This is a genomic window from Liquorilactobacillus mali (assembly GCF_001437155.1).
Classification (GTDB): domain Bacteria; phylum Bacillota; class Bacilli; order Lactobacillales; family Lactobacillaceae; genus Liquorilactobacillus; species Liquorilactobacillus mali_A.
This window is the reverse complement of sequence record NZ_JQAR01000033.1, coordinates 9340-24490: the sequence shown is the minus strand read 5'-3', so window position 1 is coordinate 24490 and position 15151 is coordinate 9340. Positions and strand designations below refer to the sequence as shown.

Here is a 15151-nt window from a genome sequence, read left to right as displayed (position 1 = left end):
AAGAACAATTTTCGCTAATCTCTTCTTTTTTGAAGGACTTATGGCACAGCCTCCTCTATTTATCATAAACATGTTCCATAAATTAAAATGCTTTGTTTAACTTCAAATCATTCATAGCAAGGGACGCACCATGCTCATAATTTTGCATTAGTATTCCAATTTACTAACTTATGTTTCAATTTTTTCTAAGACATAAACTTAACTTTTTATTTCTGCTGCCTATTTCTTGAAATCCACTCTTAAACTAACAATCTTGATAATAATCGCACCTAAAACAGATACTACTAACTCTCCGGCAGCGACTGTTAGGTATGTTTCCCAAAAAGGAGCATGACTGACCAAATATAGTTCCAGTGCAACACTCCACATTGAAATCGTACATACAACCACACTGATGGTTAATTTGCCGACTGTCGTCTTTGCATATTTACTCAACCAGTAGCTGATCGATGTCATCATAAGTGAACCCAACGATCCAAAAATAACATCCACCACTCCAAGACTAGACCAAAGGTTAGCAATTACGCAGCCAATTGTTATTGCCCAGATATAACGCTTATTGAAAACAGCTAAATTGTTCAGGGTTTCTGAAAGCCTAAACTGGATGGGCCCATATGCCATCCCTGAAGCTGTCAAAGTCAAAACAACATACAATGCTGCAACTAATCCTGTCTTAATAATTCCCACTGTTTTTTCGTGTGAATTTTGCATCTATAAATACCTCTTTCTAGTTTTTTATTTTGGTGGGATTTTCGCGAACCACCATTGACACCGTTTACGATTATAACAAAAATCAGTATAGATAAAAAGATACTTATTTGTAAATTTTAACTTAAACCAAAAAATAATGTGCTATAAGCCAGCAAAATTTTAGCACTTTAGTACTAGTTAGAAATCAACAAATAAAAAGGCCTGGTTAAATTTTAATTTTGATCCAGCCTCACTTGTTTTTATTAACTTATTAATTCAAACTACTTTTTCATTGCTCCTGTATTTTTATCAAACGTATACCACTTACCATTGATAAATTGCTTTCCGTATAGCATCTGCCCGTTTCCATTATAATAAACCGTCTTATGCTGTTTCAATATATATCGAAACACGGTAATTTCATCAGCACTACTTCGCATAAGTAATTGACTTACTTACTTGCATAAGGTTCTTATATGTCAGTCCCTCAGTTACTTTTACAATGACTGATTTTACCCCCAGGCTCTTCAGCCAACTGAGTCGTCCTGAGTCATCCAACTTTGACAAGATGAAACATTAATTGCATCTGCAGTCATATTTTTAATTAAATAAGTCAGTAATCTTCCGAATTTCAATCTTCTCATTTTCTGTAAATGACATGTTTTTTGCTGCTTCTAGATTATCATCTAAGTGTGCTTCACTAGTTGTTCCTATTATTACGCTTGAAACTACTTCATCAGCAAGCAGCCATGATAAAGCCAATTGAGACAGAGTTTGATTTCTTTTTTGTGCAATTTCATTTAGTGCATTCAGCTTAAGCAGAACATTCTTTTCGCCCTTATCGAAAACCTTTTTACTAGTATGATGGATAGGAAAGTTTGCTGGTATTTCTTTCAAATAGCGGGAACTGAGCAAGCCTTCTGCTAAGGGCCCGTATGCAACTAGGCCGCGATGCTCTTTCCTAAGAGTATCTAGCAACCCATCATTTTCGATTGTCGTATTCAACATGTTATATGAGACTTGGTTGACTGTAAAAGGTGTGCCTAATTCTTTAAAAAGTCTAATCGCTTCTTTGGTCTGCTTATTATCAAAATTTGAAATTCCAATATAAAGTGCCTTACCTTGTCTAACTACCTGATCCAATGCCTGTACAGATTCAAAAAGATCTGTTTCCGAATCAAAACGATGGGCATAATAGATATCAACATAATCGGTTTGCAACCGCTCTAAACTGCGATCAATTGATTGCAATATAGACTTTCTTGATAACATTTGTCCATATGGCCCTGGACCAGTCTCATATCCAACTTTTGTCGTTATTACAAGCTCGTCACGATAAGGCCGCAGCTCATCTTTCAAAACGTTACCCAATAATGATTCCGCAGAACCGACCTCTGGATTACCATAGCGGTCGGCACAATCAAAACTGAACACTCCTCTGTTAAAAGCATGTAGAATTAATTGCTTACGCTCATAGTAAGGACTATTGCTATCAAAATTTCGCCATAATCCAAGTGAAATAACAGGTAAAACTAATCCAGTTGAGCCAACTCTTCTCATTGGCAAATATTCATATCGTTTGTCATCAGCTTTAAACATCTGCACCATTCCTTTCACTTCAATCAATCATACATACACCATCAATGATTCAACTTCTGTTCAAGATAATTTTCAAATTGACCATATGGCTTATAGCCTTGAATCTTTTCCTTTGGGATGCCATCCTCAAATAAGAGGGTACAAGGAATACTCAATACATCAAAATTCTGAGCGATTTTTTGCTTATTTTGGACATCCACTCTTCCAAAGAAAAGCTCATTGCCAAAATGTATCGCTAGTTCTTCAAAAACAGGTGTAAACATCTGACATGGGCCACACCAATCTGCATGAAAATTAATGAGTGCCAATCCTTCAAGTGGAATATCAGATTTACTTACTATTTCCGTTAACATAGTACATCAGCTCCCAAGCTATCATAGGATGAATTTCTCAATGACTTCTGCAACTGCACTATTATTATTATCATTCGCAGTAATAAAATCAGCATTTTCCTTTATCAACTCGTTTGCATTTGCAACGGCTGCTCCGAGTCCCGCAGATTTTATCATGGCTAAATCATTGCCACTATCTCCAATTGCGATAATCTCGTCTGCTTTAATGTTCAACATCTTACCTAGCTTTATAAGTGCTTGCCCCTTATCGGCCTTGCTAGAATTAAATTCGATATAACGATCCGAGGAAAAAGTAATATTCAATGAATAATCAATATTCCTTAGAACCTCTTCCTCGATTGCTGCGCGCTCTGTTTTGCTTGCTATATTAAAAATGATCTTCACCAATTTAGTTGTCGCTAACGCATCAATGTTGTCTTCTTCCAGTTCTTCCCAATCAGCTACTCTTCCCGAAATATAGTTGATTTCTTCAGAATTGATATTCCAAATATAGAGCTTGTCCAGTGAATATACGTGAATACAGTAATTATTTTTTACACCTAACTCGAACAATTGCTTTACAACTCCAAATGGTAAAAGATTAGTTGTTAGAATTTGGTTTCCCTGATTCTCCACAATTGCTCCGCCATTAAATGAAATCACATATGAATTTTCTTGTTGATACAGTCCTAGTTCACGCAAATTATCCTGCACTGTCAAAAAGCTACGTCCAGTGTTCGGAACGAAGAAAGCCCCTTGTGCAACCGCCTTCTTAATTGTTTGAACATTTTTCGGCGAAATCTTCTTTTGATCGTTCAAAAGTGTTTCGTCTAGATCACACGCAATTAGCTTGTACATTTCCCTGATCACCAACCTTCGAATTTTAAAACATATTTTTAGCTATCTTCTCACACGATTTACAATAAATGTGATAATAATTGCTAACAACACAACTCCAGCAAATAACGGAGCAGGAATTTCAATATCTATCATAGGAATCGAAATAAACAGCTTTACCGCAATCAAACCAATTAAAGCATACGCCATTACCTCAAGTTCAGGTATGATTTCCATAAGTTTGATAATTATCTCAGCGATGCCACGCATACACAAAATACCAATCATTCCACCTATCAGTACAATCACGGGGTTTGAAGAAATTGCTAGCGATGCCAACACAGAATCAATCGAAAAAACAATGTCCATCAGTTCAATGGAGACTACAACTGACCAGAATAGCGGTAATAGGCGCTTCCCCTTGGCCTTTTTCTTCTTAGCAACGGGATGGTATATATGATAAAAATGTGCGAGTGATAAATAGAGTAAATATCCTGCACCAACTACCTTGATCTCCCAAAAATTTATCAAGTATGTTCCTACCCCAATAATTAAGAAACGAAAAACATACGCGCCCCATAAACCATAAAAAAGGGACTTCTCTTGTTCTTCCTTAGTGGGCAAAACCTTTGTTTGTGCGGCCAGCACAATTGCATTATCTACTGAAAGCAAACATTCAATCAATGCGAGTGATAAGATTACAAGCCAATCACTTCCAGATTCAATTACCAATTTCCAATTTTCAACATTAAAAAATGGACCATACAGTTTAGAAATAATGTCCAACAAAAAAGTCCTCCTGCAACTAATTTTACTAATTTAACTTAATCTTAACATATTATAATTTGCAATTAAACTGTTCATTCAACGACACTAATCAGTTGCTTTTCTATCACCAAGACTAAATGTTATTTCCTTGTAACCCTTACTTTCTTTATTATCGGAACCATGCACATTTGTTAAACCCTTGCCAATGAAATATGCCTTTAAAATGCTATAGCTTTCTGCACGCTCTTTACTTGATAATTGCTTACCATCAAAGACTAAATCGTTGTTTAAAGTAAATATCTTTTCAATATCAATTTGCTGATTAACCCGACCTACCATGAAATCAAGTGATACTCCAAAAAAGATTGCCAATTTCATAACTTCCGCATAAGAAGGTGTATTAATGCCTCGTTCCCAGCTCCCAATCTGCGGTCCAGAGTTAGGATGCGTTTTTAATTCGTCATCTATATTCATTTCATTTAATTGTTTTGCTAATTGTGAAAGCGTTAAACCACTTCCTTTGCGCAATGCTTTTAATTGTTCCGGAAACATATAACTCACCCTCCTAATATTTATAAATTCGACTATTATATTTAAAAGAACTTATGTGCTAAAATGATTGAGAAATTCTTATTTTTTGTGAAAGTCAGGTGCATACAATGTCAATAATAGAACTTACTATTCCCTTGCCTAATGAAAATCTTGTAACTGCAACTGCATATGTTTTACCCATAACAACTCCAAAAAACAAAGCTTTTCCTGGGATTGTCCTTTGTGCTGGTGGTAGTTTCAAGCATCTTTCCCAGAGGGAGAATACCTTAGCGGCCCTTGCTTTTCATTCTCGTGGCTTCAATGTCTACTCGCTGAATTATTCCTTGCTCTCTTCCGAGACTGGTTCGCTTTATCCAGCTCCCTTACATGAGATTGCTTCAACTGTTGCCTTCGTCAGAAACAATGCAAAAAAATTAAATCAAGATCCTAATGCAATAATTACACTTGGATTCTCGGCTGGTGGACACATTGTTTCTGCGTTAGCTGGTACATGGGCAACAGTTAAATTAGCCAGTGAACTGGACCTAAGCAATGAAAGTATTAAACCTAATGCCCAAATTCTAGCATATCCGTTAACTGATTTAACTAGCTTCTTTACACATAAATCAACAGAAATTAACCGCATAACCACAATTCCTGAATTAATGAATACCCAAAAATTAGTTAACACAAAAACACCACCGACATTCATCTGGAATTCCTATACAGACACAGCTGTACCACTTAGCAACACACTCGGCTATATCAAACAATTAGCCAAAAATAAAATTCCCTTTGAATCTCACATTTTTTCGTCTGGCATTCATGGAACCGTGCTGGCTAATTCACTTACAGCGCGCCCCGAAAAAGGACCCGCTGATATTAATGCTCATGTTGCAACATGGGTTAATCTCGCAATTGAGTGGGCATTTTCCCAATTCAGGAACTCATAGAACCTCGACTAGCTCATTTATACTTAGTAAATACAAAAATTTATGGGTTACCTTTTTTCTTAATTCATTCTCTAACGCAGCCGCGTACAGTTTCAGTTGACCCTTATAGCGGTTGACCAGTTCTTTCTTTTTTTGGACATCTCCTTGTCTAATATAATCTGTTTTATAATCCAGTAAAATAACTTCTTTACCAATTTCAATGTATACATCAATAATACCGTGAATAAGCACATCGGCCGCAATATTTGTCTCAACATCCGGAAATAATTGACTAACAGGCATTAACATTGAAAATGGGACTTCTCGATTTACCGCTTGCGGCTCATTCAAAAGCAGTTGACCGATGTTGCTCATAAAGAAATTATCAATTGCCTGGATTTCAATTTTCTTTGCAGTCTCTTTTTCCAACAGATTGCTTTTGACCAAATTAGAAATAGTTTGCTCAATTGACTGGATTGTAACAGCTTCTCCCAACTTTATCTTCTGCAATACTAAGTGAGTTGCTGTACCTACTTGTGCAGCTGATACATTATTTTCATTGTTGAAGAAAACCGGTAATTTAAATTCATTATTCACTATTCGGTTAGCCTTTTTCTTAAAAGTATTCTTCCCCCACTTTTCTAAAAACGGCAGCTCTGTTTCTGCAGGGTCAGCAAACACCCTTTTTGCCTCTGAAACAGCTTGGTAAGCAGTGGTTATTGTTAAATCCAAATCTGGATATTCAAAATTCAACAGTTTTTTAATTTTTTCCTTCTCAGGATTATCTGAATCGTCATTCTCTTTTGCTAATAGCATATCTGCATCATCTTGCTTAGCATTTCCCAACCTGAATCTGGAATTATCATAAAATTCTACCGAGAAATTTGCATCAGTTTCCTGTATTTCTTTTGGTGCAATACTTGAAATGGTAAATGTTTCTTTAAAATACTTTGTTCTTGTCAGACACATTCCTATCCAATCCATGAAATTCTTGCTCTGTTGTCTGATAGTTGGATTAAGTACCAGCTGCTGATCTTGTACGGATTGTTTCCAAGTCGAAATTGCTGTTTTCTTATTCGCGTATGTACCAACGATATATAGCAATTGCTCTGCTCGTGTCAACGCAACGTACAGCAGTCTCATCTGTTCGGCTGCAAGTTTTTTTTGCGTAATATCCTTGATTATCATCTTAGGCAGCGTATCTTTCTTCACCCGTTCATCATCAAGATACGAAATTCCTATACCGTCATGAACATCTAATAAATAATCTTCTCGCAGATTTTGCTCATTAAATTGATGATTTGCATCCATTAAGAAAACAGCTGGGAACTCTAACCCCTTACTACCATGGATCGTCATGACCTGTACCGCATCATCAGACTTCTTTGCCGCTGCTTCAGCCAAATCCTGATTTTGTTTCTGCATTCTATCAATAAATCTGACAAATTGAAAAAGTCCTTTAAAACTCGTTTTCTCATATGCACTTGCGCGCTCATATAAGGCATGCAAGTTAGCTTGCCTTTGCATCCCGCCTGGCATTCCACCGACATAATCTAGAAACCCAGTTTCTTCATAAATCTTCCAAATTAACGCTGCTAATTCATTCTTTCTTGCAGTATTCCTCAATTCATTCAGAAGGTTCATGAACCAGTCGACCTTGACATAAATTTCCTTGCCAAATTTGCTTTCAGTAGTCCCATCGAAATTCTTCCAAAAATTTTGCAGTGCCTGATAATAATCACCGGTTCGCTGATTGATTCTTAAGTAGGCCAACGCATTCTCCTTCAAGCCGACAATCGGTGATCTAAGAACACTGACCAGAGGAATATCTTGCAATGGATTGTCTATTATTTTCAGGAAAGACAACATTATCTGAATTTCGGTTGTCTGAAAATAATTCTGTGCATCGTTTAAAAAAACCGGAATTTCAGCCTTTTGAAATTCATCCATAATCAATAAGTTGTTATTTCTTGTTGGGACTAGCAAAACAATGTCTCCGTAAGTTAATTCCCGAATCTCATGTTTTGTACGATCATAGATTTTTTTATTTTGTGCAATTAATTCCTTGATTTTGCTGATCACTGCTAAAATTTGACCCTGCGCCGTACTATCAGGAATAAAATCTTCCCCCATGGCTTCACCGCTAGTTGTGCTAGAGACATCTTTACCATCTCCAGACTCATAGATTAAAATTTCAGCTGTTGGCGACAGCTCTGGATAATATTTTGCACCAAATTTTAATTGTGCATCTTCATCGTAGTCTAATTCACCGACCCGATAATCCATTAACTGTTTAAAAATCAGATTTATAAAATCCGTAACATTCTTAACGGACCTAAAATTTTCTGCAAGAATTACTTTTTTGCCCTGATTACCACTATTTTCATTGCTCTGGGAATATCGTTGATACTTTTCTAGAAACATTGTTGGATCAGCCAGCCTAAAACCATAAATTGACTGTTTGACATCTCCGACCATAAACATATTTCCAGGAGAATCCTTGGCTAAGTAGCCTATCAATGTTTCCTGCAATTGATTTGTATCTTGATATTCATCAATCATTATCTCACTGAATTTTTCTTGTAATTTACTGCGAACTTTCCTTTTGTCCGCAGTATTTCCAGATAATATTGAAAGTGCAAAATGTTCAAGATCACTAAAATCTAATACATGTCGCTGACGCTTGGCCTGTGCAAACTTAATAGCAAAGTTTTGGACAACTTCTACCAATTTCAAAACTAGCTGTTCACTATCTTTCATTAATTCAAATTGTTGCTGTTCATCAAACAAGAAGAAGTCTTCAACCAGTTTTGCTATCCTCTTTTTAACATCTGTCCGTAGACCTAGGATCTCCTCTTTAGACTCTTTTTGAATATCATCTAACTTCGTCATCCGTGGTGCTGTTCCCAAACTAAAGTTCATCAATTGAACCCGAATTTCATTCCACGTAGTTGTTTCAACACTGGTTTCAAGTTCAGAAACAACCATCATATCTTTTTGGAGTTGCTCTTCCCACTTCTCGAATCCTTGATTTTCCGCGATCTTTAGTGCTTGCGTCAAGTTGCGCCTGGCCTGAGTTAGATTTTCTAATATTATTGGTTTAAGCTGTCTGGTAAAAATCTGGCTTTCTACTAGACTATCAGCATCAACAGAATAGCTCTTTCCCATCATATCAAGCCATCCGTCAAAATCTGAATTTGCATTAGCAAAGTCAAATGTCTTAAAAACAAGTTTTGACAGCCCATCATCACTACGGTCATCAGAAAAATTTTGCGTCAATCTCTCAAAAAGCTCATCTGACCGCATATAGTATTCTTCACGTAGATCATCCCACACATCATCACGCAACAGTGTTCTTTCTGTTTCGTCGGTCAACATTCTAAAAACAGGATCTAGATCGATCAAATAATAATATTTCTCTATTAATCGTAAGCAAAACGCATGCAATGTACTGATATTTGCAATATTTAGACGACTTAACTGCTGTACATACCACTGCTGTTCATTGCCATGTGCATTATTTATTTCAAGTTGGAGTGCTTTTTGAACTCGGTCTTTCATCTCTTTTGCTGCAGCTTCAGTAAAGGTCACGATCAACATAGTATCAATCCCAATTCCCTGCTTTATATGTGAAATAACACGTTCTACCAACACACGAGTTTTCCCAGAACCCGCAGAAGCTGCAACTAAAATGTTTTGTCCACTACTCTCAATTGCCTCTTTTTGAGAGTGAGTAAATTCAAATTTTGCCATCTGTCTCACCTGCATCTTCCATCAATATTTTAATTACTTCTTCTGGAGTTATTTTAGGCAGTTTACGATAATGATTCTCTGGCAACATTGCATCAAACTGAAAAATTGCCTTGTATGGTGAAAACTGCAGTGCAGTCCGCTTATTTGGCCATTGCACGGGATTCAACGATAATTCACCGCTCAGTATTTTATCTGCTGCTTCCTTAATCAAATTCTCATTATGACGTAATAACAGTTCCAATTCGGCGAGCGTTACTAACTGATGTCGCCCACTGGCCTTAAAGCTACCATCTTTCTTCTTTCTAAAGGGGTAAAGACTCGAATAGCCATTACTCTCTTCAGCCAGTTTTTCATCCATTGCCTGCAGCAAGTTCTCATCTGAAATAATTAAACCATCGTACTTATTGGCTTTAAGCCACAGCTCTTCTTTCGACTGCTTCAAAAGATCCTTAGCTCTTAATTTTGGATTAAACAGGTGCATGTATAATGCTCCAGCCGGTTTAGTTCGCTCGTTATTTGCAATCTTATCAAAATTCAGCATTAATGTATCCAAGTATGTCAGCATCTGTAATGCCAATCCATAATATGCATCTCGGAAATCAAAAACATGTGAACTTGACTTGTAATCAACGATCCCAACGTAGTCCGTGTCACCCACTGAAATTTGGTCTATTCGATCAATTTTACCGCGCACATTGACCTTACGACCGTTTCCCAATTTGAATTCTAATGGTGCAATTCCATTTTCAGCCCCAACATGACCAAACAGCACTTCCGTTTGCATAATCTGTGCATTACTTCTTACCTGCTGCTTTTGCAATGCTTTTGCTACTTGGACTACCGTTGCATCCAATTGTCTCGATAAGTACTGCATCCTCTGTGTACTATTCAAAATTTGGAATTGTGGCAGCTGCCTGATTTGTTCAGTAATAATTCTGATTTTCTCTTGAAGTTCTTCAACAGATATCTCAGGCAGACGGATATTTTCCGCTTTCAACACCTTTACCAATGAGTCCATTGCTAAGTGAAAAAATTCTCCCGTATTAGCAGCCGATAATTCAAAAACACTTCTCTCTTGTAATTTCAATCCATACTTTAGAAAGTAAGCATACTCATTTGCATAAAATTCTTCCAGCTTAGATATTGAAGTATTTATTGTTTTTCCGTACAACAAATCAACCAGTTCCGGTTTTAACTTTTCTGGTATATTCTGATAACTCAGGCTTGCCAGAATTTTATTCATAAACTCTGTTTCTTGCCCATCCTCGTTCAGAAAATTATGAATTTCAACCCAAATTTTGGGAATTTGCTGTCCTTGAATCTTAGCTTGTCTAAGAATCTTCAATAATTTCTTAATTGTTGTTTTCTTTGTTCCTACATAGTGTTTTAAAACATATTCAGTTGTATCCATTATTTGCGGTTCCCGAACCTTTGAATCAAGATTGATTCTATAGTGATCAGCAATCCGAGTCACATAAGGAGATGGTCTTAATTTTTCCTTGCCATCGTCAGCCAATGGATAAGACAAGTACAACTTATCTGAAGAACTCATAAATGCCAGATAACTTAAAAATGGTTCTGCTGCCAATTGATTTAGGGTATCATCATTTAGATACTGTTCCGCATTCAAAGCCGGATTTAAATATGAGCGATCCTCATCAGAAATAATACTATGATTATTGATTTTATCAGGCATAACTGCATCCGTAGCGCCGATTAAAAAGGTAATTTTACGATCATTCATCTGTACCATTCCGCTCTCAGAAACAATTATTTGATCCAAAGTAGAAGGTACCTGACTATATTCTGCTCCTTCGAACCCTGCTTGCAGTATCTCAACGAATTGGTCCTCATCAAATTTATGTTCTCCCAGTAATTCGACATACTCATCCAACAAGTTGCAAAACGTATTCCATGTTTCTTCAGGTTTAGCTGCTTCCTCAATCTTCCCCTGTTCAAGTGCCCTATCACGCCAGTTTATCAATTCATTAGGAATACCTGCTTTAGTTAGAAAACTGCAGAGAATCTGGGCAGCTTCACGTCCATTTTCAGCTTTTTTTATTTTTTCAAAGAAGTGAGGAAGTGTTGTTTTTATTAAATGACGAATAACATTTACTTTCCTAGAGATCTCAACTTCTTTATCCGTCTGTGTTCCCGTATCCCCTTCAAAAAAGCGATAGTAAATCCAATCATCTTCCCGCAGCCAGCTTTTTCCTTCAAAGCCAAATTTCAAGACTAAATTTTCCGTTAAGTCGAGATATTCCCTGTACTCCTTACTTGTTATGCTTCTCCCATCAACCTTTGGCAGCAATAGTTCTGTCTTTAGCAGTCTCATCAGATCATCATAGCGATAATAATGCTTTTTCACAGCAAATAGCGCCATTATAAACTCGACAAAAGGATGATCTGTCATCTTCTTTTGGAGATCAATAAAAAACGGAAGGTGGTATTGTGTAAAGACTGGTGCAATTATGTTACGGTATAAGTCCAAGTGACGAGTCAATATTATGAAGTCGCTATAGCGATATCCTTCATTTATTACACTATGTCTAATTTGAGTCGCGATTTCTTCAATCTCAAGATAACGATTATTAGCAGAAAAAATACTTAACCCCTTGGAAATATCTTCTGATTTAAGTTCGATAGGTTTTTTTTCTGTTCCTGTCCAATATCTCTCCAAATCCAAAAGAACAGGTGTTTTAACGCGTTTATCTGTAGCCGTAACATCTTTAACATCAATTTGGTTTTGCTTCGCATATACAACAAGATTTGTATATAGCTTGTTAGAACGATAATAAAGAGAATTCCTTCTAGGAGCAGTTTCTTTTTGTTGATCATCCAGTATCAAATCAACATATACTTCTTTAGCATTTTTTACCAGAGTCTCAACCAATTTATTTTCACTCGCCGTTAGTTGGGAAAAACCGGTTACCATAAAGCAACTGTCCACCAAATTAGTTTTAGCTAGTTTTTTTGTCAATGCCTGTAGCAGCTGATTATTATCTAAGTACTTGCCAACTAATTTCTTTTCATACTCTTGATAAATTATCTGCAAATCTTTTAATTTGGCATATAAATCACTTTGATTATTTGTCTGTTCAGCAAAGAAAGCCAAATCTTGGCTATTGATCTGCCCCTTACTGAACTCATCAAGTTGCGCAACAACTTCACTTACGAAGCCTGATTGTGCCTGTTCACCCTTGAAAATAGTTAAATTATTCTTTTGCTCTTCTAAGATGCTCAACACTAACATATTTAAGCCAGCACTAGAAAGTCTGGTTTTCTGATAAATCGCACTATCTTTCAAAAAAAACCATGCTAATCTTGAGAATGAGAGAATTTGAACCGAACTTTGGGCGAAGACTTCCCTGTCTTGGCCAAAAGCTGCTCGCAATTTCTGTAAAATCGCAATCTCTGATGCAAACTTAATATGATTGGGAACAAGAATATATATTTTTTTAACTTCTTTTTCCTTTTTTAATCTAATAACTTGTTCGACCAACTCATTTTGATGATCCTTTGCTGCACTTCCTAAGATAAAGCTCAAGCTCATGCGTTTATCCCCCTTTAATCAAGTCACAGTTATTTTATCACAAAAGAAGAGGTGTGTTGAAAGCTAAGAAACTTCGAGTACTAAATTGGAACTGTGAGCAACTCGAAGTTAGACAAGGCATTTCGACTTCCGGAACATGCTTATACAAAATAATAGCGGAGCCAAGTCAAAAGTTAACTTCCAACTCGGTCCCGCTTTATTTCTCTATAATTATTCGCCTATGCCAATGAATCCCATGGCTCCATCTTAATAGCCTGTTTACTCAAAATCTTACTGTCGTTCTCATTCAAATATTGTTTCTTTACGATTACCTCATATACATGCTGGTCAAACCAGTCATCACTCATTATAAAATAACCCTTTTCGCCATACTTGTCACCCCAACTATTTTCAACCTTCCATTTGACAGGTACTCCTTCAACGATATCGACACCAACAATTGCCATAGCATGCGAAACAGTCCCATCACCTGTACTTAATCTATCAGCCTTGCCAAGCTTTAAATCAACATCAAAAAGCTCGCTTTTCTTGTACAATTCAGACGATAGAATACCAAGTTTTCGATCACTGTCCTTGCCAACATCGCTACCAAACCAAACGGCTTCACCGTCTTTTAGTTGCGCGATGGTCGTGGATTTTAAAGAGTCAATGATCGTGTTAGCAAAAGTGACCTGCATTCCTGAATGAATATAACTTTGACTCGGCAGCTCATATAATTCATTTAATTTATGATCTGGTGCATTTGATAGACAAACATAATCTGCAAAATTCCATTCAAAATACTTCTTAAAGAATTCTTTTGGCGTTATATTTTGATCAATGAAGTACTTTTTATCATCATTTCGGTATTCATAATCAAACTTCGCTGGTGGTTCACCAAAAGCATAAACCAGCATCCGATAAACCTCTGTCAAAAATTTGTTTTTGGTAGTTTCAAGGATTTCACTAGATTTACCTTCAGTAACAAACTTTCTTAAAAGAATTCCATCTTTTCTAAGCTTTCGTGCTAATACTGCCGAAATTTCACTGGTTTTCTCACTATTAAATGTTTCAGGCATAGCAGACTTTGGAACCACCCCATATTTTTCAACTAAAGCTGCTGCATTGGCCCATTGTCCCCCATCATCATCAGGAAAATCAAACAAATTTTTGACTGTCCTATCAGAAAAAGGCAAAGCTGCGGTTCTAATCACACTCTCATAGAAATGATTTGCCTTTTCTAAACGATCATAAAAGGAATTGTAGTTTTCCGATAATTCAAAGTCCTTAACTTTATACTTACTGGCAAATTGATGTCTCATTGTATTGAGGGTAGCAAAAAGCCAGCATCTACCGCTATTTTTTTGATTGGAAATATTTCCAGTTTCTAATTCCAGTGAAAAAACGCGAGCCAACTTCTTTTGCATCTCATAATCTTCACTTGTTGACGCTATTCCGTTCTTCTGCACTGCTCGTGCAACAACTCGATTGGTCTTAGACTTGCCATATTCTCTTTGAAATTTTGCTAAATCTTTTTCTGATATATCTCTACCCTTAGTATTCATGAATTAACCTCACCTTCAAAATCCAATAACTCATCTTAACACATAATGGATTATCTTACGTCCGTTAGTTGGTTGTATTTCTCGTGCATTTCCGTGGTTAAATCGCTTCTTCAATTTATCTAATTGTTCAGTACTTACAGTGATTGGCTTTTCAATTACCCACCATTCTACGTTTTTTACCAGTGGTGGTGTGGTCAACGAACCTAAATAATGATATACACCTGAGCCAAGACTTGCAACCAAGCTATTCAAACTTAGGGTTGCAGAAAATGGATCTTTTTCACTCTCGTTTACTGGAAAATCTTGGAAAAAACTATTGAGTTCCTTACTGAATTCCCCTAATTCAACATAGAGTGCCACCACCGCAATCTGTCCAATCATATTTTGATGCACAAAATGCAACTCCATTGGATGCGATTTCCCATCTATTGTGTGTTCTGCGGGAAAATGAAAATGAAGTTGTTGAAAATCAAAAGTTCTTCCTTCAATAATTGCCTTACCCATGCCATCATACTGCAGATTATTTCCTTTGTTCACAATATTAATAAATCGGTATTCATCGTCAAACGACAATATTTTTTCTTGTGCGTTAACCTCAATTGTATGTAAAGT

General features: G+C 36.6%; 12 protein-coding genes. 1 reads left to right on the top strand and 11 read right to left on the bottom strand.

The window, feature by feature from the left end; genetic code table 11:
• Positions 1-219: 219 nt before the first annotated feature.
• The 7 genes from IV36_RS10630 to IV36_RS10605 form a co-directional block, all read right to left on the bottom strand.
• On the bottom strand, positions 220-711 hold the full coding sequence (locus IV36_RS10630) for a QueT transporter family protein (RefSeq protein WP_056992389.1): 492 nt from the start codon (positions 709-711) through the stop codon (positions 220-222).
• 260 nt (positions 712-971) lie between these two features.
• The gene (locus IV36_RS12460; RefSeq protein WP_338086411.1) at positions 972-1130 is read right to left on the bottom strand and encodes a hypothetical protein; all 159 of its coding nucleotides are present in this window, start codon (positions 1128-1130) and stop codon (positions 972-974) included.
• 160 nt (positions 1131-1290) lie between these two features.
• Entirely contained in the window at positions 1291-2289 is a 999-nt protein-coding gene (locus tag IV36_RS10625) for an aldo/keto reductase (protein ID WP_056992393.1), read from the bottom strand.
• 41 nt (positions 2290-2330) lie between these two features.
• Entirely contained in the window at positions 2331-2642 is a 312-nt protein-coding gene (locus tag IV36_RS10620; protein WP_056992388.1) for a thioredoxin family protein, read from the bottom strand.
• A gap of 21 nt (positions 2643-2663) precedes the next feature.
• Positions 2664-3479, bottom strand: coding sequence for a Cof-type HAD-IIB family hydrolase (locus IV36_RS10615; RefSeq protein WP_056992386.1), 816 nt, complete (start codon positions 3477-3479; stop codon positions 2664-2666).
• A gap of 42 nt (positions 3480-3521) precedes the next feature.
• Entirely contained in the window at positions 3522-4244 is a 723-nt protein-coding gene (locus IV36_RS10610) for a TerC family protein (RefSeq protein ID WP_056992384.1), read from the bottom strand.
• Between the two features lie 87 nt (positions 4245-4331).
• Positions 4332-4778: a helix-turn-helix domain-containing protein gene (locus IV36_RS10605; protein WP_056992382.1), complete on the bottom strand. Its 447-nt coding sequence runs from the start codon at positions 4776-4778 to the stop codon at positions 4332-4334.
• A 107-nt stretch (positions 4779-4885) separates the two neighbouring features.
• Here IV36_RS10605 and IV36_RS10600 point away from each other — a divergent pair, with 107 nt between their 5' ends.
• Entirely contained in the window at positions 4886-5710 is an 825-nt protein-coding gene (locus tag IV36_RS10600) for an alpha/beta hydrolase (RefSeq protein ID WP_056992380.1), read from the top strand.
• Here IV36_RS10600 and addA read toward each other — a convergent pair.
• The 4 genes from addA to IV36_RS10580 form a co-directional block, all read right to left on the bottom strand.
• The gene (gene addA, locus IV36_RS10595) at positions 5705-9442 is read right to left on the bottom strand and encodes a helicase-exonuclease AddAB subunit AddA (RefSeq protein WP_056992378.1); all 3738 of its coding nucleotides are present in this window, start codon (positions 9440-9442) and stop codon (positions 5705-5707) included. The two genes, IV36_RS10600 and addA, sit on opposite strands and share 6 nt — an antisense overlap.
• Positions 9429-12995, bottom strand: a complete 3567-nt coding sequence (locus IV36_RS10590) for a PD-(D/E)XK nuclease family protein (protein WP_056992376.1) — start codon at positions 12993-12995, stop codon at positions 9429-9431. The genes addA and IV36_RS10590 overlap by 14 nt, the downstream gene beginning before the upstream one ends.
• 218 nt (positions 12996-13213) lie before the next feature.
• Positions 13214-14539 carry a C1 family peptidase gene (locus IV36_RS10585; protein WP_056992374.1) on the bottom strand — a complete coding sequence of 442 codons (1326 nt, stop codon included), beginning with the start codon at positions 14537-14539 and terminating at the stop codon, positions 13214-13216.
• 30 nt (positions 14540-14569) lie between these two features.
• Positions 14570-15151, bottom strand: a 582-nt coding sequence (locus IV36_RS10580; protein WP_056992373.1) for a carbonic anhydrase family protein, incomplete at its 5' end; no start/stop codon positions are given.